Here is a 22,132-nt window from a genome sequence, read left to right as displayed (position 1 = left end):
CGAACCAATTTGTGAAAGGTCCCCTATGCGCTTCCAGACGCTCGCCTCCCTTCTAGCGGGCGCCATGCTGTCCTCCGTTCTGGCCATCGCCGCCCCTGCGTTAGCGGCCGATGCCCCTTCCGCATCCTCGATCGCGGGGTGCGAACCCGGTGGTCCCTGCGCCCATCCGTTGCCGGTCAAAGTGGTGATCGTCTCGCTATTCGAGATCGGCAAGGACGAGGGCGATGTCGCCGGCGAATTCCAGCTGTGGAAAGCGCGCCGCGGACTGACCCAGCGCATTGCTTTCCCTCAGTCCTTCCACGACCTCTACTATAACCCCGAGACGCAGGTCCTGGGCATGGTCACGGGCATCGGCACTGCTCGATCGACGGCGGCGACCCTGGCGCTCGGCCTCGACCAACGCTTCGATTTGACCCAGGCCTACTGGCTGGTGGCGGGCATTGCCGGGATTGACCCCGAAGATGCCTCGATCGGTTCGGTCGCCTGGGCGCGCTATGTCGTCGACGGCGACCTTGCCCATGAGATCGACGCGCGTGAAATCCCGGCGGATTGGAAAAGCGGATATTTTCCCCGCAACACCAAGGGTCCCAATGACCTGACCACGAGGCCCGATCCCTCGGGCGGCGAAATATACACGATCAATCCCACCCTCGAAAAGTGGGCCTTCGATCTCACCAAGGATATCGAGCTTCCCGACACTCCGGCGATCGCCGCCGAACGCGCGAAATTCACCGATTACCCCCATGCGCAGGAGGCGCCTTTCGTGCTGGAGGGCGATACGCTTTCGGCGATGACCTTCTGGCACGGCGAGAAGCTGACCGACTGGGCCAACGACTGGGTTCGCTACTGGAGCGGCGGCAAGGGCGAATTCGTGACCTCGGCGATGGAGGACACCGGCGTGATGCAGTCGATGACTTACCTCGACAACATCGGCCGTGCCGACCGCGACCGAGTGCTGGTGGTGCGCGCCGGGTCCAACTTCACGATGCCGCCTCCGGGCGTGGATGCGGCGACGTACCTCCTGCGCGAGAACGAAGGCTATGCCGGTCTCGAGGCGGCGGTGGAGAACCTCTATACCGTAGGCTCGAAGGTGGTCGACGAACTGCTCGGCAACTGGGACCGTTACAAGGACGCAACGCCCTGATGGGCCTGACGCTGGTCCGCCATGCCGATGCGCTGGTCTGCATGGACGACGCGCGGCGAGAGATTGCCGATGGCGCAATGGCTTGGCGGGACGGCGTTATCGTGGCGGTTGGGACCAGCGCCGAACTGGCCCCACTGGTGGACGACGCAGACGAGGTGATCGATGCAAAAGGCTGCGTCGTCACCCCCGGCCTGGTCAATACACACCACCATTTGTACCAGACGCTGACGCGCGCGCTGCCCGGCGCGATCAACGTCTCGCTGTTCGGCTGGTTGCGGCGGCTTTACCCGATCTGGGCGCAGTACCGGCCTGAGGACGTTTTTGCTGCCACCCAGCTTGGCCTTGCCGAACTGGCCCTATCCGGCTGCACGATGAGTTCTGACCACCACTACCTGTTCCCTGACGGCGTCACGCTGGACGATTCCATCCACGCTGCGGCGCAAGTGGGCCTGCGTTTCCACGCCACGCGCGGATCGATGAGCGTGGGCAAAAGCAAAGGCGGCCTGCCCCCCGACAGCGTGGTGGAGGAGGAGCCGGCGATCCTGGCCGATACCATCCGCGTGATAGACCGCTTCCACGATCCCAGAGACGGCGCCATGCTGCGCGTCGCCGTGGCGCCTTGTTCGCCTTTCTCGGTCAGCACGGACCTGATGCGCGATGCCGCTTTGCTGGCGCGCGACAAGGGCGTGATGCTACACACCCACCTTGCCGAGGATGCCGACGACTTGGCCTTTTCGCTCGAACGTTTCGGCTGCCGGCCGGGCGAATATGCCGAAGGGCTGGGCTGGACCGGCCCCGACGTGTGGCACGCCCATTGCGTTCAGCTCGACCCGGCCGAGATCGACCTTTTCGCGCGAACCGGCACCGGCGTGGCCCATTGCCCCTGCTCGAACTGCCGTCTCGGCTCCGGCATCGCGCCGCTGCGGGCCATGATGGACGCCGGCGTGCCGCTGGGCCTCGGCGTCGACGGTTCGGCCTCCAACGATTCGGGCCACCTTCTGAACGAAGCGCGGCAGGCCATGCTGCTCCAGCGTGTGACGCACGGCGCCGACCGCTTCGACCCGCGCGAGGCGCTGTATCTCGCCACGCGCGGCGGCGCGCAGGTACTGGGGCGCAGCGACGTGGGTTCGCTCGAGGTGGGCAAGCGAGCTGATTTCGTGATCTGGGACATGGCCGACATTTTCTCCACCGGCGCCTGGGACAAGGTTGCCGGCCTTGTGCTCAGCCCGCCCACCGGTGCGCGCGACGTCTTCGTGGAAGGCCGCGCCGTGGTGCGCGGCGGCGACCTTGCACAAGTCCGCCGCGATGACGTGCTGCGCGCCGCCAACCGCTCGCTCGACCGGCTCAAGACTTTCGCCTGAGGAACCTTGCGATGACTGCCCTGATAGCCCCAGAACTTGTTGCCGCTCCTGCTCCGACCGGCATGGCTCCGGCGCAGGCGCGCGACCCGGACTGGTTCCCCGGCCTTGCCGTCGCCGTGCCGCTGGGCATCCAGCACGTCCTCGCAATGTTCGTGAGCAACATGACTCCCGCGATCATCGTCGCCGGGGCAGGGGGCTTCGGGTTCGGGTCGGCGGACCCTTCGCAGATGATCTACATGATCCAGATGGCGATGCTGTTCGCCGGGCTGGCCACGCTGATGCAAACGATCGGCTTCGGCCCCGTCGGCGCGCGGCTGCCTTTGGTGCAGGGGACGAGCTTCGCCTACATTCCGATCATGATCCCGATCGTTGCGGGCAAGGGCGTTGAGGCGATGGCGGCGCTGACCACCGCTGCGCTGTTCGGCGGATTGCTCCACGCATTCCTCAGCATGTTCGTGGGCCGCATCCGCTTTGCGCTGCCGCCGCTCATCACCGGGCTTGTCGTGCTGATGATCGGGCTTTCGCTGATGCGGATCGGCATCCAGTACGCGGCCGGAGGCGTTCCCGCCGTTGGCACACCCGCATTCGGTGCGTGGCAAAGCTGGCTGCTGGCAGGCGTGGTCGTGGTGGTGACCCTGGCGCTCAACTTCTTCGGGCGGGGCATCTGGTCTACCGCCGCCGTTCTCCTGGGATTGATGGCGGGCTACGCGGCGGCGCTGGCGATGGGGCGGATCGACTTCGCGCCGGTGGCCTCGGCCGGTCTCGTGATGGTGCCCATGCCGTTCCACTTCGGTTTTGCGATTTCGGCATCGGCGATCCTGGGCTTCTGCCTGACCGGCTTCGTCTCCTCGATCGAGACCATCGGCGATGTCGATGCGATCTGCGAGGGCAATGCTGGCCGTCCCGCCACCGAAAGGGAGCTTTCCGGCGCGGTTGCCGCCGACGGTGTGGGCACCGCGCTGGCCGCCGTGTTCGGTGCCATGCCCAACACCACCTTCAGCCAGAACGTGGGGTTGATCGCCATCACTGGCGTGATGAGCCGCCACGTCGTGACGGTGGGCGCGCTGTTCCTCGTGCTATGCGGGCTGCTGCCCAAGGTCGGCGCGGTCATCACCACGATCCCTATCGAAGTGCTGGGCGGGGGCGTAATCGTGATGTTCGGCATGGTTGCGTCCGCAGCTACCTCGATGCTCTCGGGGGTCGAGTGGACGCAGCGCAACATGCTGATCTTCGGTGTTTCGCTGTCGCTGGCGCTTGGCCTTCAGCTTGAGCCACTGGCGCTGCAGCATGTGCCGGAAACGGCGCGTATCCTGCTGGGATCGGGGGTTCTGCCGGCGGCGGTGACGGCTGTGGTGCTGAACCTGTTGGTGCCGGGGCGGACAGAGGTCACATCATCCCGGACCTGATCCGGGACGATGAATTTCTAGAACCGGAAGCCCGTGGAGACAGCCCAGGCCACGGCCACGGCAATCACGATACCGACCACGGCCAGCACCGGCGACCAGCGCAATTCGCTGGGAGTTTCGCCGTCGGCTCTCTTGCGGCTGCCGGTGATCATCGGCCGGACGAGATTCTGCCGCTTCCACACGAGGTAGAACGCCACCGCCGCCACATGCAGTGCCACCAGCGCGAGGATACCGTTGAACACGGTTTCGTGCAGTTCGGCAGCGGTGCGGCCCTGATCGAACGAGACATAGTCCGCCAACGGGCCGGATTCGAACCCGTCCACGTCGACCGCAAACAGGCCCGCCAGTACCATCAGTCCGATCACGGCCAGCATGGCAACGACACTCCATCCGCCGAGCGGATTGTGGCCATTGGCGGCTTGCCCGGTACGGCGGCCAAGGCCCCTAATATAGGCTATGACTGCACCCGGTCCGCGCACGAAGGTGGTGAAACGCGCGGTACGGGGACCAGCGAAGCCCCAGAACACGCGAAACACCAGCAGGGCGAGGATCGCGTAGCCGGAAAGCCGGTGACGCTCCATGTCGTGCTGCTCGCCGCTCCACCACGAGAAGGCGATAAGGGCGACCAGCAGCCAATGGAACAGGCGGACGGTCGGGTCCCAGATACGGGTGGTGGAAGCGGCGCTGCGCGGCATACTCAGTTGTCCGCGCGGAACTGCTTGTGGCAGGCAGCGCAGGTGCCGCCGACCGCTTTGAACTGGGCGCCAACGGCAGCGGCGTTGCCGGTATTGGCGGCCACGACCATCTTGTCGGCCTGGGCGATGAAGGCCTTCATCTGGCCGTCGAAGACAGCGCGGTTGGTCCAGATGGCTGGCAGGGCATCGGTCTTCACGCCGGAGGAGGCGCCGCTGCCATTGGGGAACAGGCCAACCTGTGCACGGCCCGTTGCGGCAAGCGTCTTGGCGGCGGCGACGGCAGCGGGCTTGTCGATCGTGCCGCTGGAAACCTGGTCCTTGAGGACCTTCATGGCGCCGCCCATCTTCTTGAAGTTGGCGTGGCGCGTGGCGATCGTGGTGGCGGCCGGCGATGCGGCGACAGCCAGGGTGCTTGTCACCGCGAGAAACGCAGCGGACATGCCAAGGGCGGCAAGGGAAAGGCTCTTCGAAAGCGTCATGGTTTTGTCGATCCTGTTCGAGTTTTGTGAATCAAGGATGGGCACTGGCTAACACGGGCGCGCCTTTTTGACCAAAGACTTGATCGTAGACCGCTTTTACCGTCGCAAGTCCGCCTTCGGCCATCTGCGCGGGTGTGGTGCCGCGCTGGTTGGCGATGTCCGGACGGGCGCCGTGGGCGGCCAGAACACGGAGCATGGGGGCAAGCTGGCCATGCATCCCTCCGTCCAAAACCAGATGCAGCGGGGTTGCGCCTTTGCCATTGGCCACATTGGCATCGGGGGCGAGCACCAAGGCTTCCGCCAGCGCGGCGGCGCTGCGGCCGGACGCAGCGGCGAGGACCACGTTAACGCCGTTCTCTGCGACAAAGGCCGGATTCGCTCCGCCCGCGACAAGACGCTTCATCACCGCAACATGCCCGTGCTGGGCAGCAATCAGCAGGGGCGGCGTAGGCGGCACGGGCGCAGGCGGCATGCCGAAGTTGGCCTCTGTCACCCATTTGATGCGCGAGGGGCCGGTCAGGCCATTGGCGTCCGCGCCGTTGGCAAGCAGCAGCGAAACGAGTGCTTCGTCTCCTCCGGCTGCGGCGGCATGGAGAGGTTGTTCCCCGTTTCGGTCGTGCTCCGCAAAATCGGCGCGGGCTACGAGGCCACGTTCCACCAGCAACTCGGCGGCGCGCCAGTTCTTCTGGTATAGCGCCAGCTGCACGGCGCTGGTGTTCTCCGGCCCGCGATGGGCGGCGTCGGCCCCGGCTTCGAGCAATGCGCGCGTGGCATCCACCGAACCGCTGGCGATCGCGAAGAAAAGCGGGGTGAAGCCCTCCGCAGCAACCCGGTTCACCTTCGCGCCTGCCTTGAGAAGATTGGCGACGGCACCGACATTGCCTGATGAGGCTGCCCACATCAGCGGCGTCTGCCTGCGCGTGTCGGGCGCATCCGCTTTTGCGCCCATGGACAACATGCGCGCGGTAGCCTCCGCACTCGAGAATCGGGCACAGACGGCGAGCGGGGTGCTGCCGTCCGGCCCTGCCTTGCGCACATCGGCGCGGGCATCCAGAAGCTGACCGACGATCACCCCGCTGCCGCGCTCACAGGCGAGGGCAAGGGCGGTAAGACCCTCAGCATCGGCGGTGTTCGGCTTTGCGCCATGCTCCAGCAGCAGCGCGACCATTGCCGGCTCCTGCGTCTCGATGGCGCGGGCGAGGGGGCTTTCGCCGTAGGCCAGCGGCTGGTTGGAACTGAGCCCCGCATCGAGTGCAGAACGGGCACCGGGAATGTCGCCGGCGGTGATCGCCCGCGCCAGCGCATCGGTATCGGCCTGCGCATAAGCCGTGCCGGGAAGTGCGAGCAATGCGGCCAGCAACATCCGGGACGACGGATGGGCGCGGCCCTCACGCATCGGTGAGTTCCCGCAGCGGGGCGGTACTGTCGCCGAACGAGGCGGCTCGCACGTCCAGCGCGTTCAGGCCCGCGAGCATCAGGTTCGACATCGTCGTGCCCTTTTCGACCCGGACGTGCCGACCGCCTTTCACAAGGCCGCCCGCAACCACGACCGGCAGGTCCATGTAATCATGCTCGTTGGAATCCCCGAAGGCGGAGCCACGGATCACCAGCGTCCGGTCGAGCAGCGAGCCTTCGCCGTCGCGGCCCTCCTTCATGCGCTGGAGGTAGTAGGCGAAGAATTCCATGTGATAGCGGTTGATCTTCGCCAGTTGGGCCATCTTCTCGGGGTTGTTGCCGTGGTGGCTGAGCATGTGATGCGAATCCGGCACGCCGATTTCGGGGTAGGTGCGGTTGCTCAGTTCCCGCCCGATCATGAAGGTGCCCACACGGGTGATGTCGGCCTGCATGGCAAGTACCTGCAGGTCGATCATCAGCTTCACATGCTCGGCGAAGTCGCCCGGAATGCCGGCGGGCTGCTGCATCGATGCGGCCTGACCCGTGGCCGGCGAGGATGCGCTGCGCTGGATGCGCTTTTCGATTGCGCGGGTGGCGTCGAGATATTCGTCGAGCTTGCGCCGATCTTCCATGCCGAGCTGGGTGGAGAGGCGGCGGGTGTCCTCCATCACGAAGTCCAGGATCGACGACTGGCGGCGTAGCTGGGCCAGGCGGCCGGCTTCGTCGCTCACATCGCCGTCGCCGAACAGGCGCTCGAACACGGCGCGGGGGTTGGCTTCCACCGGCAGCGGCACGGACGGCGTCAGCCACGAGATGCCGTTGGTATAGGCGCAGGAATAGTTGATGTCGCACGAACCCAGCAGGCTGGCCTGATCGATGCCCAGTTCCAGCGAGGTAAGCTGGGTGGCATCGCCGAGGTGGGCGGCAAACACCTGATCCATCGACACGCCGGCGCGGATGTCCGGGCCTTCGGTCTGCTTGACGTGAGTGCCGGTCAGAAACGCCGGGCACGAGCGGCCGTGGCCGGCGGGGCGGTCGCCCATTGCAGCGGCCTGCGGGTGGCCGAGGCCGCTGATGACGGCGATGTCCGCGCGGTGCGGAGCAAGCGGCTCCAGCGTCGGCGGCAGCGTGAAGTCGGCGCCGATGTCGGTAGGCTGGAAGCCGGGCATGGTCATGCCGTTGGGCGAATAGAACACCTGCAGGCGCTTGGGCCGTGAGGCCACGTCGGCAGCGCGTGCGCTGGGCATCATCGCTTCAAGGAACGGCAACGCCATCGCGGCGCCGGCCCCGCGCAGCAGGGTGCGGCGGGAAAGGGCAGGGCGGATCACTCTCATCGCGGTAGGCTCCGGGTGAAGGAAGGGGCGATGCGCCTTGCCGGCAGGGCTCCGACAGGCCCGGCCTGAGCGGATCTGCGAGGAAATGTGCTCTTGAACCCGCTCAGGCTGAGCTTGTCGAAGCCCCCGCCTAGATACGCCGCCTTGAAGCGATCCGGCACGCGGCGCAGGGTGAAGGCGGGGCTGGCGGCGATGCCCTGGATCACGGTCTGGATGCGGTACTGATCGGCTGCGGCGTCCGCCGAGATGGCGCGGACCGAGGGCATGTCGTTGGCCGTGAGGCCGCGGGCCAGGGCATAGGTCATCAGCCGCTCGGTGAAGGCGCGGGTAAACTCGTCCTTGCGGTCCATCAGAATGGACTGGAGGCCGCCGATGCCTTCGAATTTCGCGCCATCGGGCATGGTCGCGGCCGCGTCGATCGGCTGGCCGGCATCCACCGTGCGCCATGCGCCGACCGCATCGAAATTCTCCAGAGAGAAGCCGAGCGGGTCCATCTTGACGTGGCAGGCCGCGCACGTGGGGTTGATGCGGTGCATTTCCAGCTGCTGGCGGGCGGTCAGCTGGCGTCCGTCATGCTCGGTCTTGAGCGCGGGAATGTCTGGCGGCGGGGGCGGGGGCGCGGCGGCGAGCATGTTGTCGAGGATCCACTTGCCGCGCTTCACCACCGAGGTGTGGTTGCCATAGGACGTGACGGTCAGGATGCTGGCCTGTCCCAGAAGGCCGCCCCGGTGCCATGCGGGGTCCAGGTTCACGCGGCGGAACGCCGGGCCGGACACGCCGGGGATGCCATAGTGCTGCGCCAGGCGCTGGTTAAGGAAGGTGTAGTCGGCCGAGATGAAGTCCAGCAGCGACCGGTTTGCGCGCAGGACATCGGTGAAGAACATCTCGGTTTCCGTCGCCATCGCCGCTTTGAGGCGGGTGTCGAACTGAGGGAATACGTCGATGTCGGGACGCTGCTGGTCGAGGTTGCGGAGGTATAGCCACTGGCCCGCGAAGTTCGTCGTCAGGGCCTTGGCGCGCGGATCGGCAAGCATCCGGGCGATCTCGGCGTCCCGCACGGCGGGCTGGGCCAGCTTGCCCTGCTCGGCAAGTGAGAGCAGGCGTTCGTCGGGGATCGAACTCCACAGGAACAGCGACAGCCGCGTGGCGAGTTCGAGGTCGGAGACGCGGGCGACGCTGCCGGGCATCGCCCCTTGCGGATCGCGCTCCACCACGAACAGGAACTCGGGCGAGACTAGCACCGCTTCCAGCGCGGCCTCGATGCCCTGTTCGAAGTCGGAGGCTTTGCGCTCGGCGGCGTAGATGCGCATCAGCGGGGCGATGTCGAACCCGCCGACCGGGCGGCGCCACGCGCGGCGGGCGAGGGCGGAGACGATGCGGGTAGCGCACGCTTCCTCCTCGCTCGCCTTGCGCGGCTTGCACAAGTACACGGCGCGGCGGCTGGGGGTGTCGGGGATGCCGGCGGCGTTGAACGGGCCGGCAACGTCGACCTGCAGCACGTCGCGGGGGAAATTCGCTTGCGAATAGCGCTGGTGCATCCGGTAGCTGGGCACGCTCAGCGTCTTGGCCAGTTTGCCGTCTACCCACACGTCGAGCGGGAGCATCCGGGGTGCCTCAAGAGGCATGGGCACCTTGTCGGTATCGTTGTGCAGCACCTGCACCGCTTCGGAAGGGGCGACCGTGCGGCGGAACGAGAGCGCAACGAGGTGCGAGCCAGCCTTCATCGGCACCCGCAGCGAGACTTTGTCCTCGACCATGCGGTCGGTCTCGTTGTTGCTATTGGAATTGAGCCAGGCGGCGATTTCGTATTCGCCGTCGTGGCGCGCGTAATAGCGGTGTGCGTATCCCCCGCGCGAGGCGAGTGGAAGATCGGCGCTGGCGCGCTCGTTCCAGGCGGGTACGCCGGAATTCTGCACCGAGCCGTCCTTGGGCACCTGCCAGGTGGTGACGATCTCGCGCCGGCTGGTGAGGCCGGTGGCGAGGCGGCCGACCTTGCCGGCGACCGCGACGTAGCGTTCCATCAGCGTGGGCGAGACGCTCAGCACGTCGGAGATGTTGTCGAACCCGAAGCCCGAGTTGTCGGCGGGAAGTTCGCGGCTGAAATCGACGTCGAGGGCGAGCAGGTCGCGCACCGCGTTGGCGTATTCGACGCGGTTGAGGCGGCGGATCGCGGCGTGGCCGGGATCGGGGTTGGCGGCAAGGTAACCAGCGCGAGAGGTGTCCAGCCAGTTGACGAAGGCGGCGCGCATTTCGGGATCGGGCTGGGCCTTGCCGTGGGGCGGCATTTCGCCGGCGGCGACGCGGCGCAGGATCTTTTCCCACTCATCGGCATGGCGGCCGGTGCGCAGGTCATCGGCCTTGAGGTCTTCTACCGAGAGATCGGCAACGTTATCGATGTCGTTGTGGCAGCGCGAGCAATACTCGCCCAGCATCGGCTCGACGAAAGCGGCTTGCTGCATGGGGGTCATGTTTGCCTGAGCATTGGTCTGCGCGGCGGTTTCAGCCGGCCCGTCCTGCGCGGCGGCGTAGACGGTGGCTGCCGTGACCAGCGCGCTCAGCGCAAGCGCGCATTGAGCCAGACTCGGCCTGCCGAGATTGAAATGCCTTGAAAGGCTCATGATGTATGCCCGACCCCATTTCCGGCCCGCGCTTGTGCAGTACCGGCTTGCCTTGTCCCGCTACGGCGGGTTCCCATCGGGATTTTGGACTATCGATCGGGGGTGTTGCCGTCCATTGCCATTAAATGGACGAGGTGCTGCGTTTATTAGAGCAGGGCAAGGCAGCTTGACACAGGTTCTCCCCGAGCCAAGCCCGGGGAGGAATTATGCTTTACAGCGAGCCGATCGCCAGGAAGCGGTCTTCGCGCTGGCGGACGATTTCTGCCGGGGTATAGGCTGCCAGAGTGGACAGTTCGCGGCCCAGCGCATCGGCGAGTGAGCGGGCCGTGGTAGCGGGATCCCGGTGAGCGCCGCCGGTGGGTTCGGGCACGATGGCGTCGATCACCTTGAGGGCGAGGAGGTCCTGCGCCGTAACCTTCATCGCGGTGGCCGCATCGGCTGCCTTGTCTGAAGTGCGCCACAGGATCGAGGACGCGCCCTCGGGCGAGATCACCGAGTAGATCGAGTGTTCCAGCATCAGCACCTTGTTGGCAGCCGCGATGGCGACCGCGCCGCCCGAGCCGCCTTCGCCGAGGATCGCCGCAACCATCGGCACTTCGAGCGCGAGGCAGGCTTCGGTCGAACGGGCGATGGCTTCGGCCTGGCCGCGCTCTTCCGCCTCGATGCCGGGGAAGGCGCCGGCGGTATCGACCAGCGTCACCACCGGCAGGCCGAACTTGCTGGCCATCTGCATCAGTCGGATCGCCTTGCGGTAGCCTTCGGGCTTGGCCGAGCCGAAGTTGTGCTTGATGCGGCTGGGGGTGTCATGGCCCTTTTCGTGGCCGATGAGCATGACCTTGCGCCCGTCGAGCGTGGCCAGGCCGCCGATGATCGCGGCGTCCTCACCGTAAGTCCGGTCACCGGCCAGCGGCACGAAGTCGGTGAAGATGAGGCGCAGGTAATCGACCATGTGCGGGCGCTGCGGGTGGCGGGCGACCTGCGTCTTCTGCCAGGGGGTGAGCTTGGCATACGTCGCCGCCAGCATCCCGGCGCTCTTCTTTTCGAGCTTGCCGATCTCGCTGTCGATGTCGAGGTCGCTGCCGTCGGCGGTGGCGCGCAGCTCCGCGATGCGCGCTTCCAGCTCGGCGATCGGCTTTTCGAAGTCCAGGAACGAAATCATGCTCATCCAGTCCGTGTCGTCGGCGGGGTGCCCGGCCGATACCACTATGCGTTCACCTAAACGTCATCCTGAACTTGTTTCAGGATCCATTTCGCCGTTCACACGGCCGCCTGATCGGCACGATGGACCCTGAAACAAGTTCAGGGTGACAGTTGGGGCAGGCGCGGTGCCTGCCCCATACCTTTCTTTCAACCAGCAGCGCGCTTGGCGAGCCAGTCTTCCAGCCACTTGATCGTGTAGTCGCCGGTCTTGAACTCCGGGTCTTCCAGCAGGGCCTGGTGCAGCGGGATCGAGGTCTTGACCCCGTCGATCACCATCTCCTCCAGCGCGCGCTTCAGGCGCATGATAGCGCCGTTGCGGCTGCGGCCCGAGACGATCAGCTTGCCGATCATCGAATCGTAGTACGGCGGGATGCGGTAGCCGGTGTAGAGCCCCGAATCGACGCGCACGTTCAGGCCGCCCGCTGCGTGATAGCCCGTGACCTGCCCCGGCGAGGGGGTGAAGTTCCACGGGTCTTCCGCGTTGATGCGGCACTCGATGGCGTGGCCCTTGAACTCGATCTGGTCCTGCGTGAACGCAAGGTCCTGACCGTCGGCGATGCGTATCTGTTCGCGTACCAGGTCGACGCCGGTGATCGCCTCGGTCACCGGATGCTCCACCTGCAGGCGGGTGTTCATCTCGATGAAGTAGAACTCACCGTTTTCCCAGAGGAACTCGATGGTGCCGGCGCCGCGATAGGCCATGTTGGCCATGGCCTTCGCCACGATCCCGCCCATGCGGTCGCGCTCGGCGGGCGTGATGACCGGCGAGGGCGCTTCTTCCAGCACCTTCTGGTGGCGGCGCTGGAGCGAGCAGTCGCGCTCACCCAGATGAACCGCGTTACCCTTGCCGTCACCGAAGATCTGGAATTCGATGTGGCGCGGGTTGCCGAGGTACTTTTCCATGTAGACGGTGGCGTCGCCGAAGGCGGCCTTCGCCTCCGAACGGGCCTGGCCCATCTGGCTTTCGAGTTCTTCGGCGCTGTTCACGACCTTCATGCCGCGTCCGCCGCCGCCCGATGCCGCCTTGATGATGACCGGATAGCCGATGACCTCGGCCAGCGCGCGCGCTTCGCCAAAGTCCTCGATCGCGCCGTCGGAGCCGGGGACCAGCGGCAAGCCCAGCGCGCCTGCGGTGCGCTTGGCCTCTACCTTGTCGCCCATCGTGCGGATGTGCTCGGGCTTGGGTCCGACCCAGGCCAGGCCATGCGCCTCGACGATCTCGGCGAAGCGGGCGTTTTCCGAAAGGAACCCGTAGCCAGGATGGATCGCGTCGGCCTGCGTGATCTCGGCCGCCGAGATGATCGCGGCGACGTTGAGGTAGCTGTCCTTTGCGGCGGGCGGGCCGATGCAGACCGCGTGGTCTGCCAGACGCACGTGCATAGCATCGGCGTCTGCGGTCGAGTGGACCGCGACGGTCTCGATGCCCATCTCGCGCGCGGCGCGGTGGATGCGCAGTGCGATTTCGCCGCGATTGGCAATCAGGAGGCGCTTGATGGCCATGTCAGTCCCGTTCTCAGCCGATCACGACGAGCGGCTGGTCGTATTCGACCGGCTGCTGGTTGTCGACGAGTATGGCCGTCACGGTGCCCGACTTGGGCGCGATGATCTGGTTCATGACCTTCATGGCCTCGACGATTAGCAGGACGTCGCCCTGTTTCACGGCCTTGCCCACCGAGATGAAATCGGCGGCGCCCGGCTCTGCGGCGAGGTATACGGTGCCGACCATCGGCGACTTGACCGCGTCGATGGGAGCAGCGGCAGGCGCGGCTTCGGCAGCGACGGGGGCAGCCGGAGCGGCAGCGGCCAGCGGCGCAGCGGCGAAGGCGGGAGCCGCCGCCATCTGCTGGATCATCTGGCGCGAGACGCGGATCTTGCGCTCGCCGTCCTCGACCTCGATTTCGGACAGGCCGGTTTCGGCCAGTAGTTCGGCAAGCTCGCGAACCAGGGCGCTATCGATATTCACGCGACTTCCTTTCGTGCAAGATATCCGAGCAGCATGGCCAGCGTGCCTTTGAGGTCCTTGCGGTGGACCACCATGTCGACCATGCCGTGGGCATGGAGGTACTCGGCGCGCTGGAAGCCGTCGGGGAGTTTTTCTCGGATCGTGTCCTGGATCACGCGCTGGCCGGCAAAGCCGATCAATGCGCCGGGTTCCGCGATCTGCACGTCGCCAAGCATGGCGTAGCTGGCAGTGACGCCGCCGGTGGTGGGATCGGTCAGGACGACGATATAGGGCAGGCCGGCCGCGGCAAGCCGGCGGGTGGCCACGGTGGTCTTGGGCATCTGCATGAGGGACAGGATGCCCTCCTGCATACGCGCGCCGCCGGCAGCAGTGCAGATGACGTAGGCGCAGTTCTCGGCGATGGCGGTGTTGACGCCGGCCACGAAGGCTTCGCCCACGGCCATACCCATCGAGCCGCCCATGAACTTGAAGTCCTGCACGCCCAGCACAGCCTTCGCGCCCTCGATCGTACCAAGCGCATTGGTCAGCGCATCGGGATAGGGATTGGCGGCACGGGCGGCCTTGAGGCGATCGGGATACTTCTTGGTATCGCGGAAATTCAGCGGGTTCTCAGGCACCTTGGGGGCGGCCAGAACGGTATAGCCGGCATCGAGCAACTGGTCGAAGCGCGCTTTCGCGCCGATGCGGCCGTGATGCTCGCACTTGGTGCACACGGAAAGATTGGCCTCGAAGTCCTTGGCGAACAGCATTTCGCCGCAGCTGGGGCACTTCATCCAGAGGGTGTCCGGGGTGTCGCTCTTCGCCAGGCTGGAGAGCGAATTGCGGACCTTGTCGAGCCAACTCATTACGGTTTCGTACCAATCCTGCAGAAAAAGGGCGACGAGATTCGGCCAATACCCTCGTCGGGCCGCGTCTCGAACACGTCCGGCAGGCGACCCGGTTGCCTATTTCCCAAGGTGCCGGTGCCAGAACGAGGCGCGCCCATTAGAGGAATCCTCGTGAAGGTCGCAAGGCAAAATGGCCTTGGCTGTGGGGAAGTCGGGTGCAGGGACATCGCCGGGGCGTAGCGCCGGGGTGATGCGGGGAGCATAATTGGATGTATAATCGCTCTAAATATGATAATGTTGCCTATATATTTTGTGTATTGGATACATTCAGAGCTTGGCCGCTGGGGTGAGACAGGCTGTGGAAATTCGTCGGCGGGACAGGTCTTCCCCTTGCTCAGCTTGGGCGGATTTCAGGGAAAGGCGACTTTACGGTAACCCCGCCCATCCTTGGCCTGTCGAAAGACTTCTGCCGGTCACCGCAACACCTTGCCATTGGACGCACCTCACCCGACATGGACCCGGCACCACAGGAGCGCGGATGCTGGACGATACGCAGACCATCGGCGCCGCCGCGATCACTGCGCAGCGCAGTGACTATACCGAAGCGGCGGGCAAGCAGGTCGCCCTGTCTGTCCCGGTAGAGGCGCCAATCGCCATCGAAACCAACGGCATCGCTTACGCAGTGATGATGGCAACCCCGATCGACCTCGCAGATTTCGTCACCGGTTTCCTTATGGCCGAGGGGCTGGCTTTGGTGGGCGAGGTCGGCGATATCGCGTTCCATGCCGCCGAAAATGGAGAGTGGGGGACAGGCTATGTCGCCCGCGTCAACCTTCCGGCTGAACGCCTCGGCCCGATCCTCGAACGCGCACGGCGGCGAGTGGGGGACAGTTCCTGCGGCATCTGCGGGATCGAGGGCGTAGAGGCCGCACTGCGCCCCTTGCCTATGCTGGCGCGCCGGTCCGAGGCGAAACCGCAGGCAATCAAGCGCGGACTGGATGCCATGCGCGAAGGGCAGGCGCTGGGTAGCTGCACCCGCGCTACCCACGCCGCCGCCTTTTGCGACGAGGAGGGCCGCGTCCTCCTGCTGCGAGAGGACGTGGGCCGGCACAACGCGCTCGACAAGCTGGTTGGCGCGCTTGCGCGGGCCGGTATCGACGCGGGCCAGGGCTTTATCATCATGACATCGCGCTGTTCCTACGAGCTGGTTGAAAAGGCCGTGCGCGCCGGGTGCCCGCTGCTGGTGACGATTTCCGCCCCCACCGACCTTGCCGTGCGCCGTGCCCGAGCGGCCGGGCTGGCGCTGGCGGTCGTGGCCCGCGACGATTCGATGCTCATCGTCGATCCCGGTCCGTCGTTCGTCGAGGAGTGAGGCGCCGGATGGTCCGGTTTTCCTTGTAGTCGCGCGGGCGGGCACATAAGTTTCGCACCATCCGGGTTTTTCACGAGGATTAGGCTTACAATGGCAACCACCGCCACCGACACTGCAGGCGAACTCAAGCTCACGCCGCCCGATCCGGTGCCGACCGTCCAGCCCGAGCGGGCCGCAGGACTGGTGCCGGTGGCCGATGAGGCAAAGTCCAAGTTGCAGGTACGCGTCGAGGAATTCGTCGCGGATCTCGTCTCGCAGGACGCCAGCTCGCCCGAGTTTGGCCGCCGGGTCGACCAGCTGACCAGCATGGGCCGCAAGGAAATCGCAGAGGCTTCGGGCCATTCCAACCGCTTCCTCGATCGCCCGGTACGCGCGATGGGCAAGGACGAGGGCGTAGGCGCCGATCTGGCCGAACTGCGCCGCACGGTGGAGGCGCTCGACCCTAGCCGCCAGGGCAACCTGATGGCGCCGCGCAAGCTGTTCGGGGTGATCCCTTTCGGCAGCAAACTGCGCAACTATTTCGATAGCTACGCCAGCTCGCAAAGCCACATCAGTGCCATCCTGGCCCGGCTTCAGGGCGGTAAGGACGAACTGCTGATGGACAATGCCGCCATCGACGTGGAACGCCAGAACCTCTGGGCCGCGCTGGGCAAGCTGGAGCAGATGATCTTCATGTCCCGCGCGCTAGACACCGCGCTGGAGGAAAAGGCCGACGACCTTGACCATAGCGATCCGGCGAAGGCCAAGGCGCTTCGCGAATCCGCGCTGTTCTATGTGCGCCAGCGCACGCAGGACCTGCTGACGCAGCTTGCGGTGTCGGTTCAGGGCTATCTTGCGCTCGACCTTGTGAAGAAGAACAACGTCGAACTGGTGAAAGGCGTCGACCGCGCTTCGACCACCACCGTCGGCGCGCTGCGCACCGCCGTGACGGTGGCGCAGGCGATGGCCAATCAAAAGCTGGTGCTGGAACAGATTACCGCGCTCAACACCACCACCGCCAGCATCATCGACGCCACCGGCCAGATGCTGAAGGACAACACCGCGCGCATCCACGAGCAGGCGGCAAATTCGACGATCCCGCTGGAGACGTTGAGCCGGGCCTTCCAGAACATCTACGACACGATGGATTCGATCGATACCTTCAAGCTGAAGGCACTCGATTCGATGAAGCAGACGGTCACTGCGCTCGAAGGCGAAGTCGGCAAATCCAAAGCCTACATCGCCCGCGCGCAAGGACAGTCCGAAGGGTTGACCCAGGGCGACGGCGCAGCGGCCAAGTCGCTGCTGGAGGCTTTGGACTAACTGGCTATGGCACAGGTTCCGGCACGCGTTTCCCAGGAGATCGTGCGCGCCGCCCGGCGGCAGCGTTCGATCCGGCTCTACAATGCCCGCAAGGAGCAATGGCGGCATCGCGGCCGCCGTCTGCGCCGCGCGTTCCTGGCGATGGCGGGCATCTACATCGCCGGGCTGGTAGCGGCATTGGCTTTGGGCGGTGTGTCGTTCACGGCAACGCTGCTGACGCTCCTTCTGGGCGCAGCGGTGTTCGCCGTGCTGTCGATCTATCCGGCGAGCCCACGCACGCACGTCGAGGATCTGAACAGTGCCAGCCTGATCGAACTGGCCGGGTCGACCGAGCTGTGGCTGGAAGGCAAGCGCCGCGCGCTGCCCAATGCCGCCGTCGATGCGGTGGACATGATCGGCGTCCGTCTCGAACAACTGGCCCCGCAACTCGCCGTGCTGGACGAGCGCGGACCCGCCGCACATGAAGTCCGCAAGCTGCTGGCCGAGCACCTGCCCTCGATGGTCGAAAGCTACACCCGCATCCCCGCTGCCCTTCGCGGCAAGACGGGGGCGGGCGGCACCAGTCCTTCGGAGCAACTGGTCGAGGGGCTTTCCGTCATCGCCGACCAGATCGAGGCGATGAGCGAGGACCTCTCGCAGGGCGACATCGACGCGCTGGCGACCCGCCGCCGCTTCCTCGAGGTTAAGTACCTCGACTCGCACTAGGTGATCGCCGTAGCGGTGGGTAGGAGCGGCGCCCGTGTGAAAGCCATCATTGCTCGCAACCTCCCGCTCGCGCGCGACCAGAATGTGACGCCGAGCGGTCAACTGCTGGCGTCCTTTACCGTTTCCATCGCCACGAACGTTGAAGTGCTGGCGACATGCGGCAGGCTGGAAATCTTCTCACCCAGCACCATGCGATACCGGCGGATGTCCGCAGTGCGCACTTTGAGCAGGTAGTCGAAGCTGCTGGCGATCATGTGGCATTCCTCAACTTCGGGGATGCGGCGAACGGCGCGGTTGAACTCCGTCAGCGCGCTTTCGCGGGTGTCGGACAGCTTGACCTCGGCGAAAGCGACATGATCCAGCCCCAGGCTCACCGGATCGACCACCGCCTTGAAGCCCCGGATCACACTGTTTTCGATCAGCCGCCGCAGGCGTACCTGACAGGGCGTTTTCGACATGCCGACCGCTTTGGCGAGGTCCGTCACCGTGATCCGCCCGTCGGCGCGCAGAACGGCTATGATCTTGCGATCAAGCTCGTCCAGTTCGACCGGATCTGTGGCTTTTGTCATGCAGATTGCCCTGATAGGTTCTATAAATAAGTCGATATTGATATATCGGTGGCATTGAAAAGGCAGACCGACAAGCGCGAATCGGTTAGATTTTCGCCATGAGCACTTCGCCCGCACCCTTCGCCGCTTTCGCCCCAGCCATTCGCGAACTGTCGCCCCTGCGGCGGACCATCGCAGAAGCGCGCCGCCGGGACGAGGCGGCATGCCTTGCCCCGCTGCTGGACGCGGCAAGCCTGTCAGAGCCGATGCGCGCGGCAGTGCGCCAGACCGCAACCCATCTGGTCACGACCCTGCGCGTCAATCACAAGGGCACCGGGGTGGAAGGTCTGGTGCAGGAATATGCGCTTTCCAGCCAGGAAGGCGTGGCGCTCATGTGCCTTGGCGAAGCGCTGCTGCGCATCCCTGATCACGCCACTCGCGACGCCCTGATCCGCGACAAGATTTCGGGCGGGGACTGGAGCGGGCACCTGGGCGGCGGCAAGTCGCTGTTCGTCAACGCCGCCACCTGGGGGTTGGTGGTAACCGGAAAGCTGGTCGGCTCTGTAGACGACCGGGGCTTGGGCGCGGCGCTTACCCGCCTGATCGCGCGGGCCGGGGAGCCGGTGATCCGGCGCGGCGTCGATCTGGCGATGCGGATGATGGGCGAACAGTTCGTCACCGGCGAAACGATTTCCGAGGCCCTCAAGCGAGCGCGCGATCTGGAGGCCAAGGGTTTTCGCTACAGCTACGACATGCTGGGCGAGGCGGCGACCACGGCGGCGGACGCGGCGCGCTATTACGCAGACTACGAAAATGCCATCCATGCCATCGGCAAGGCGTCGGCCGGGCGCGGCATCTACGAGGGGCCGGGCATCTCGATCAAGCTCTCGGCGCTGCACCCGCGCTATGCCCGCGCGCAAGGCGAACGGGTCATGGACGAGCTTCTGCCGATGGTGCAGGCGCTGGCGGTGATGGCCAAGGGCTACGACATCGGCTTCAATATCGACGCCGAGGAAGCCGACCGGCTCGAACTCTCGCTCGACCTGCTGGAAAGCCTGGCGTTCGATCCGGCGCTTGCCGGATGGAACGGGCTTGGGTTCGTGATCCAGGCTTACGGCAAGCGCTGCCCGATGGTGATCGACTGGATCGTCGACCTTGCCCGCCGCGCAGAGCGCCGGATCATGGTCCGCCTCGTCAAGGGCGCCTACTGGGATGCCGAGATCAAGCGCGCGCAGGTCGACGGCCTTGCCGATTTCCCGGTCTATACCCGCAAGGTCCATACCGACGTCGCCTATGTTGCCTGCGCGAAAAAGTTGCTGGCGGCGCCGGACGCGGTGTTCCCTCAGTTCGCCACTCACAATGCGCAGACGCTGGCGACGATCTACCAGCTTGCCGGTCCGGACTTCGCGGTGGGCAAGTATGAGTTTCAATGCCTGCACGGCATGGGCGAACCGCTCTATTCGCAGGTCGTCGGGCCGGATAAACTGAACCGCCCCTGCCGCATCTACGCGCCCGTCGGCACGCACGAGACGCTGCTGGCCTACCTCGTGCGGCGATTGCTGGAGAACGGGGCGAATTCGTCGTTCGTCAACCGCATCGCTGACCCGGCGGTGCCGGTTGCCGAAATGGTTGCCGATCCGGTCGACGTCGTGCGCGGCATGCCCCATCCCGGCGCGCGGCACGACCTTATCGCGCTTCCGGCCGATCTTTACGTGGGCCGTGCGAACTCCGCCGGTATCGACCTGACCGATGAGATCGCGCTGGCCGCGCTGTCGCAGGCGCTCGATGCATCTGCTCAGGCAGACTGGCGCGCGCTTCCCGAAGGGGCAGAGGGTCTGGGCGTGCCGGTTCGCAACCCCGCCGACCATGGCGACATCGTCGGCACCGTCATCGAGATCGCGCCCGAGGACGCCGCAGCAGCCGTAGCCCGCGCTGCCGCCAGCGCATGGCCGCTGGTGCCGGTTGCCAATCGCGCTGCGATCCTCGCCCGCGCCGCTGACATCATGCAGGACCGTATGGGCGCGCTCATGGGGCTGGCCATTCGCGAAGCGGGGAAATCTGCCGCCAACGCCATTGCCGAAGTGCGTGAGGCGATCGACTTCCTGAGGTATTACGCTCGGCAGGCCGAAGACACCCTCGGGCCTGAGCATGCGCCGCTGGGGCCGGTGGTCTGCATCAGTCCGTGGAACTTCCCGCTGGCGATCTTCGCCGGGCAGGTCGCCGCCGCGCTGGTCGCGGGCAACCCGGTGCTGGCCAAGCCCGCCGAGGAGACCCCGCTGATCGCCGCCGAAGCAGTACGTATCCTTCATGAGGCGGGCGTACCCGGCGATGCGCTGCAACTGATGCCGGGAGCAGGCGAACTGGGCGCCGCGCTGGTCGCCGCGCCGCAAGTAGCCGCAGTGATGTTCACCGGCTCGACCGACGTCGCGCGGCTGATCCAGCGTCAGCTCGCCGGGCGGCTTTCGTCCGAAGGCCGCCCGATCCCGCTGGTCGCCGAAACCGGCGGCCAGAACGCGATGATCGTCGACAGCTCCGCACTGGCCGAACAGGTGGTGGCGGACGTTATCGCCTCGGCCTTCGACAGCGCCGGCCAGCGCTGCTCGGCGCTGCGGGTGCTGTGCCTTCAGGAAGAGGTCGCCGACCGTACGCTGACGATGCTCAAGGGGGCGCTTGCGCAATTGCGGGTAGGCAACCCGGATCGTCTCGCCGTCGACATTGGCCCTGTCATCAGCGCCGAGGCGCAGGCAAACATCGAGCGACACATCGTCGCGATGCGCGCCAAAGGCTGCAAGGTCGAGCAGGTGGCGCTGGGCACGGAGGCTGGATCGGGCGCGTTCGTCGCCCCGACCATCATCGAGATCGGCAGCATTGACCAACTGGAGCGTGAGGTTTTCGGGCCCGTCCTGCACGTCGTGCGATTCCGCCGCGATGATCTGGGCAAGCTGATCGAGACCATCAACGCCACCGGATATGGCCTGACGTTCGGCCTGCATACCCGCCTCGACGAGACGGTCGCGCGGGTGACCTCGCAGGTCCGCGCGGGCAACCTTTACGTCAACCGCAACACCATCGGCGCCATCGTCGGCGTCCAGCCGTTCGGCGGGCGGGGGCTTTCGGGCACAGGTCCCAAGGCGGGCGGGCCCCTGTACCTTGGGCGGCTTGTCAAGTTGCCGCCGGCCGCACTGCCCGCTGCCGAAACGGCTCCGGCGCTGCTCACCTCCTTCGTGCAGTGGCTGGAAGCGCAGGGCGAACACGCTGCTGCCGATGCCGCTCGTACGCTGGGCGGGTGCTCGGCGCTGGGGACGATACGGGAACTTTCCGGTCCGGTGGGGGAACGCAACCTCTATGCGCTCCATCCGCGCGGCTGCATCCTGCTGCTCCCAGCGACCCGCGAGGGGCTGTTTGGCCAGATCGCTGCCGTGCTGGCGACGGGCAACCGGGGCTCGGTAGAGGGCATGGAATTGCCCCTTGCACTGCCGGCCGAGATCGCCGCCCGGTTCGCTGCCGACCCGGCAGAGCCTTTCGCGGCATGTCTCGCCGAGGGCGATGCAGCCGCCGTGCGCGGGGCCTGCGAATCGGTTGCCGCACTGGCCGGACCGATCGTGCCGGTGCACCTGTGGGAACCCGAAAACCCGCATCAGGGCTTCGGGCCGAGCGGCGCCTGGCTGCTGGAAGAGGTCTCGACCTCTATCAACACAACCGCTGCGGGGGGAAATGCCAGCCTGATGATGATCGGCTGACAAGCCTCTGGCGTAATTGCGAAAAACGCCTTGGGTCCTAGAT

The 22,132-nt window shown here is 65.9% G+C and carries 17 protein-coding genes; 7 read left to right on the top strand and 10 right to left on the bottom strand.

What is annotated here, in order from left to right; all coding sequences use genetic code 11:
* The first annotated feature begins 25 nt into the window (after positions 1-25).
* The 3 genes from TQ38_RS13260 to TQ38_RS13250 are packed head-to-tail and all read left to right on the top strand — an operon-like array spanning position 26 to position 3,911.
* Positions 26-1,144, top strand: a complete 1,119-nt coding sequence (locus tag TQ38_RS13260; protein WP_043971020.1) for a purine nucleoside permease — start codon at positions 26-28, stop codon at positions 1,142-1,144.
* Entirely contained in the window at positions 1,144-2,505 is a 1,362-nt protein-coding gene (locus tag TQ38_RS13255) for an 8-oxoguanine deaminase (RefSeq protein WP_043971019.1), read from the top strand. Before TQ38_RS13260 ends, TQ38_RS13255 begins: the two co-directional genes overlap by 1 nt.
* An 11-nt stretch (positions 2,506-2,516) precedes the next feature.
* On the top strand, positions 2,517-3,911 hold the full coding sequence (locus TQ38_RS13250; protein ID WP_052505548.1) for a nucleobase:cation symporter-2 family protein: 1,395 nt from the start codon (positions 2,517-2,519) through the stop codon (positions 3,909-3,911).
* A gap of 17 nt (positions 3,912-3,928) precedes the next feature.
* Here TQ38_RS13250 and TQ38_RS13245 read toward each other — a convergent pair whose 3' ends face one another.
* The 9 genes from TQ38_RS13245 to accD all read right to left on the bottom strand — a co-directional run bounded on the left by TQ38_RS13245 (position 3,929) and on the right by accD (position 14,440).
* Positions 3,929-4,606, bottom strand: coding sequence for a cytochrome b/b6 domain-containing protein (locus TQ38_RS13245; protein ID WP_043971018.1), 678 nt, complete (start codon positions 4,604-4,606; stop codon positions 3,929-3,931).
* A gap of 2 nt (positions 4,607-4,608) precedes the next feature.
* Entirely contained in the window at positions 4,609-5,085 is a 477-nt protein-coding gene (locus TQ38_RS13240; protein WP_043971017.1) for a cytochrome c, read from the bottom strand.
* Positions 5,086-5,116: 31 nt separating this feature from the next.
* On the bottom strand, positions 5,117-6,481 hold the full coding sequence (locus tag TQ38_RS13235; RefSeq protein ID WP_240197891.1) for an ankyrin repeat domain-containing protein: 1,365 nt from the start codon (positions 6,479-6,481) through the stop codon (positions 5,117-5,119).
* On the bottom strand, positions 6,474-7,814 hold the full coding sequence (locus TQ38_RS13230; RefSeq protein WP_043971016.1) for a DUF1552 domain-containing protein: 1,341 nt from the start codon (positions 7,812-7,814) through the stop codon (positions 6,474-6,476). Before TQ38_RS13230 ends, TQ38_RS13235 begins: the two co-directional genes overlap by 8 nt.
* Positions 7,811-10,432, bottom strand: a complete 2,622-nt coding sequence (locus TQ38_RS13225; RefSeq protein WP_240197890.1) for a DUF1592 domain-containing protein — start codon at positions 10,430-10,432, stop codon at positions 7,811-7,813. Before TQ38_RS13225 ends, TQ38_RS13230 begins: the two co-directional genes overlap by 4 nt.
* Positions 10,433-10,643: 211 nt before the next feature.
* Positions 10,644-11,591 carry an acetyl-CoA carboxylase carboxyltransferase subunit alpha gene (locus TQ38_RS13220; protein WP_043971730.1) on the bottom strand — a complete coding sequence of 316 codons (948 nt, stop codon included), beginning with the start codon at positions 11,589-11,591 and terminating at the stop codon, positions 10,644-10,646.
* A 188-nt stretch (positions 11,592-11,779) separates the two neighbouring features.
* On the bottom strand, positions 11,780-13,132 hold the full coding sequence (accC, locus tag TQ38_RS13215; RefSeq protein ID WP_043971015.1) for an acetyl-CoA carboxylase biotin carboxylase subunit: 1,353 nt from the start codon (positions 13,130-13,132) through the stop codon (positions 11,780-11,782).
* Positions 13,133-13,145: 13 nt separating this feature from the next.
* Complete coding sequence (gene accB / locus TQ38_RS13210; RefSeq protein WP_113941927.1) at positions 13,146-13,595, bottom strand: acetyl-CoA carboxylase biotin carboxyl carrier protein; 450 nt, start codon at positions 13,593-13,595, stop codon at positions 13,146-13,148.
* Positions 13,592-14,440 carry an acetyl-CoA carboxylase, carboxyltransferase subunit beta gene (gene accD / locus TQ38_RS13205; protein WP_043971013.1) on the bottom strand — a complete coding sequence of 283 codons (849 nt, stop codon included), beginning with the start codon at positions 14,438-14,440 and terminating at the stop codon, positions 13,592-13,594. The genes accB and accD overlap by 4 nt, the downstream gene beginning before the upstream one ends.
* 520 nt (positions 14,441-14,960) lie before the next feature.
* On the opposite strand from accD, the gene fdhD reads away from it, so the two are divergent.
* The 3 genes from fdhD to TQ38_RS13190 all read left to right on the top strand — a co-directional run bounded on the left by fdhD (position 14,961) and on the right by TQ38_RS13190 (position 17,801).
* Positions 14,961-15,794 (top strand): formate dehydrogenase accessory sulfurtransferase FdhD, encoded by an 834-nt coding sequence (gene fdhD / locus TQ38_RS13200; RefSeq protein WP_043971012.1) that lies wholly within the window; start codon positions 14,961-14,963, stop codon positions 15,792-15,794.
* A gap of 90 nt (positions 15,795-15,884) precedes the next feature.
* Positions 15,885-17,096, top strand: coding sequence for a toxic anion resistance protein (locus TQ38_RS13195; protein ID WP_043971011.1), 1,212 nt, complete (start codon positions 15,885-15,887; stop codon positions 17,094-17,096).
* A gap of 6 nt (positions 17,097-17,102) precedes the next feature.
* Entirely contained in the window at positions 17,103-17,801 is a 699-nt protein-coding gene (locus TQ38_RS13190; protein ID WP_043971010.1) for a hypothetical protein, read from the top strand.
* A gap of 98 nt (positions 17,802-17,899) precedes the next feature.
* Here TQ38_RS13190 and TQ38_RS13185 read toward each other — a convergent pair whose 3' ends face one another.
* The gene (locus tag TQ38_RS13185) at positions 17,900-18,370 is read right to left on the bottom strand and encodes an Lrp/AsnC family transcriptional regulator (RefSeq protein ID WP_043971009.1); all 471 of its coding nucleotides are present in this window, start codon (positions 18,368-18,370) and stop codon (positions 17,900-17,902) included.
* 98 nt (positions 18,371-18,468) lie between these two features.
* On the opposite strand from TQ38_RS13185, the gene putA reads away from it, so the two are divergent.
* Complete coding sequence (gene putA / locus TQ38_RS13180; RefSeq protein ID WP_043971008.1) at positions 18,469-22,089, top strand: trifunctional transcriptional regulator/proline dehydrogenase/L-glutamate gamma-semialdehyde dehydrogenase; 3,621 nt, start codon at positions 18,469-18,471, stop codon at positions 22,087-22,089.
* The last annotated feature ends 43 nt before the right edge of the window (positions 22,090-22,132 follow it).

This window comes from Novosphingobium sp. P6W (genome assembly GCF_000876675.2).
Lineage (GTDB): Bacteria > Pseudomonadota > Alphaproteobacteria > Sphingomonadales > Sphingomonadaceae > Novosphingobium.
The sequence above is the reverse complement of the archived record's forward strand: the minus strand, read 5'-3'. Positions and strand labels throughout refer to the sequence as shown.

What these genes read in the sequence shown, in the direction of transcription:
- TQ38_RS13260 (WP_043971020.1), top strand. Translation starts at nt 26, where the DNA reads ATGCGCTTCCAGACGCTCGCCTCCCTTCTAGCGGGCGCCATGCTGTCC.
- TQ38_RS13255 (WP_043971019.1), top strand. Translation starts at nt 1,144, where the DNA reads ATGGGCCTGACGCTGGTCCGCCATGCCGATGCGCTGGTCTGCATGGAC.
- TQ38_RS13250 (WP_052505548.1), top strand. Translation starts at nt 2,517, where the DNA reads ATGACTGCCCTGATAGCCCCAGAACTTGTTGCCGCTCCTGCTCCGACC.
- TQ38_RS13245 (WP_043971018.1), bottom strand. Translation starts at nt 4,606, where the DNA reads ATGCCGCGCAGCGCCGCTTCCACCACCCGTATCTGGGACCCGACCGTC.
- TQ38_RS13240 (WP_043971017.1), bottom strand. Translation starts at nt 5,085, where the DNA reads ATGACGCTTTCGAAGAGCCTTTCCCTTGCCGCCCTTGGCATGTCCGCT.
- TQ38_RS13235 (WP_240197891.1), bottom strand. Translation starts at nt 6,481, where the DNA reads ATGCGTGAGGGCCGCGCCCATCCGTCGTCCCGGATGTTGCTGGCCGCA.
- TQ38_RS13230 (WP_043971016.1), bottom strand. Translation starts at nt 7,814, where the DNA reads ATGAGAGTGATCCGCCCTGCCCTTTCCCGCCGCACCCTGCTGCGCGGG.
- TQ38_RS13225 (WP_240197890.1), bottom strand. Translation starts at nt 10,432, where the DNA reads ATGAGCCTTTCAAGGCATTTCAATCTCGGCAGGCCGAGTCTGGCTCAA.
- TQ38_RS13220 (WP_043971730.1), bottom strand. Translation starts at nt 11,591, where the DNA reads ATGATTTCGTTCCTGGACTTCGAAAAGCCGATCGCCGAGCTGGAAGCG.
- accC (WP_043971015.1), bottom strand. Translation starts at nt 13,132, where the DNA reads ATGGCCATCAAGCGCCTCCTGATTGCCAATCGCGGCGAAATCGCACTG.
- accD (WP_043971013.1), bottom strand. Translation starts at nt 14,440, where the DNA reads ATGAGTTGGCTCGACAAGGTCCGCAATTCGCTCTCCAGCCTGGCGAAG.
- fdhD (WP_043971012.1), top strand. Translation starts at nt 14,961, where the DNA reads ATGCTGGACGATACGCAGACCATCGGCGCCGCCGCGATCACTGCGCAG.
- TQ38_RS13195 (WP_043971011.1), top strand. Translation starts at nt 15,885, where the DNA reads ATGGCAACCACCGCCACCGACACTGCAGGCGAACTCAAGCTCACGCCG.
- TQ38_RS13190 (WP_043971010.1), top strand. Translation starts at nt 17,103, where the DNA reads ATGGCACAGGTTCCGGCACGCGTTTCCCAGGAGATCGTGCGCGCCGCC.
- TQ38_RS13185 (WP_043971009.1), bottom strand. Translation starts at nt 18,370, where the DNA reads ATGACAAAAGCCACAGATCCGGTCGAACTGGACGAGCTTGATCGCAAG.
- putA (WP_043971008.1), top strand. Translation starts at nt 18,469, where the DNA reads ATGAGCACTTCGCCCGCACCCTTCGCCGCTTTCGCCCCAGCCATTCGC.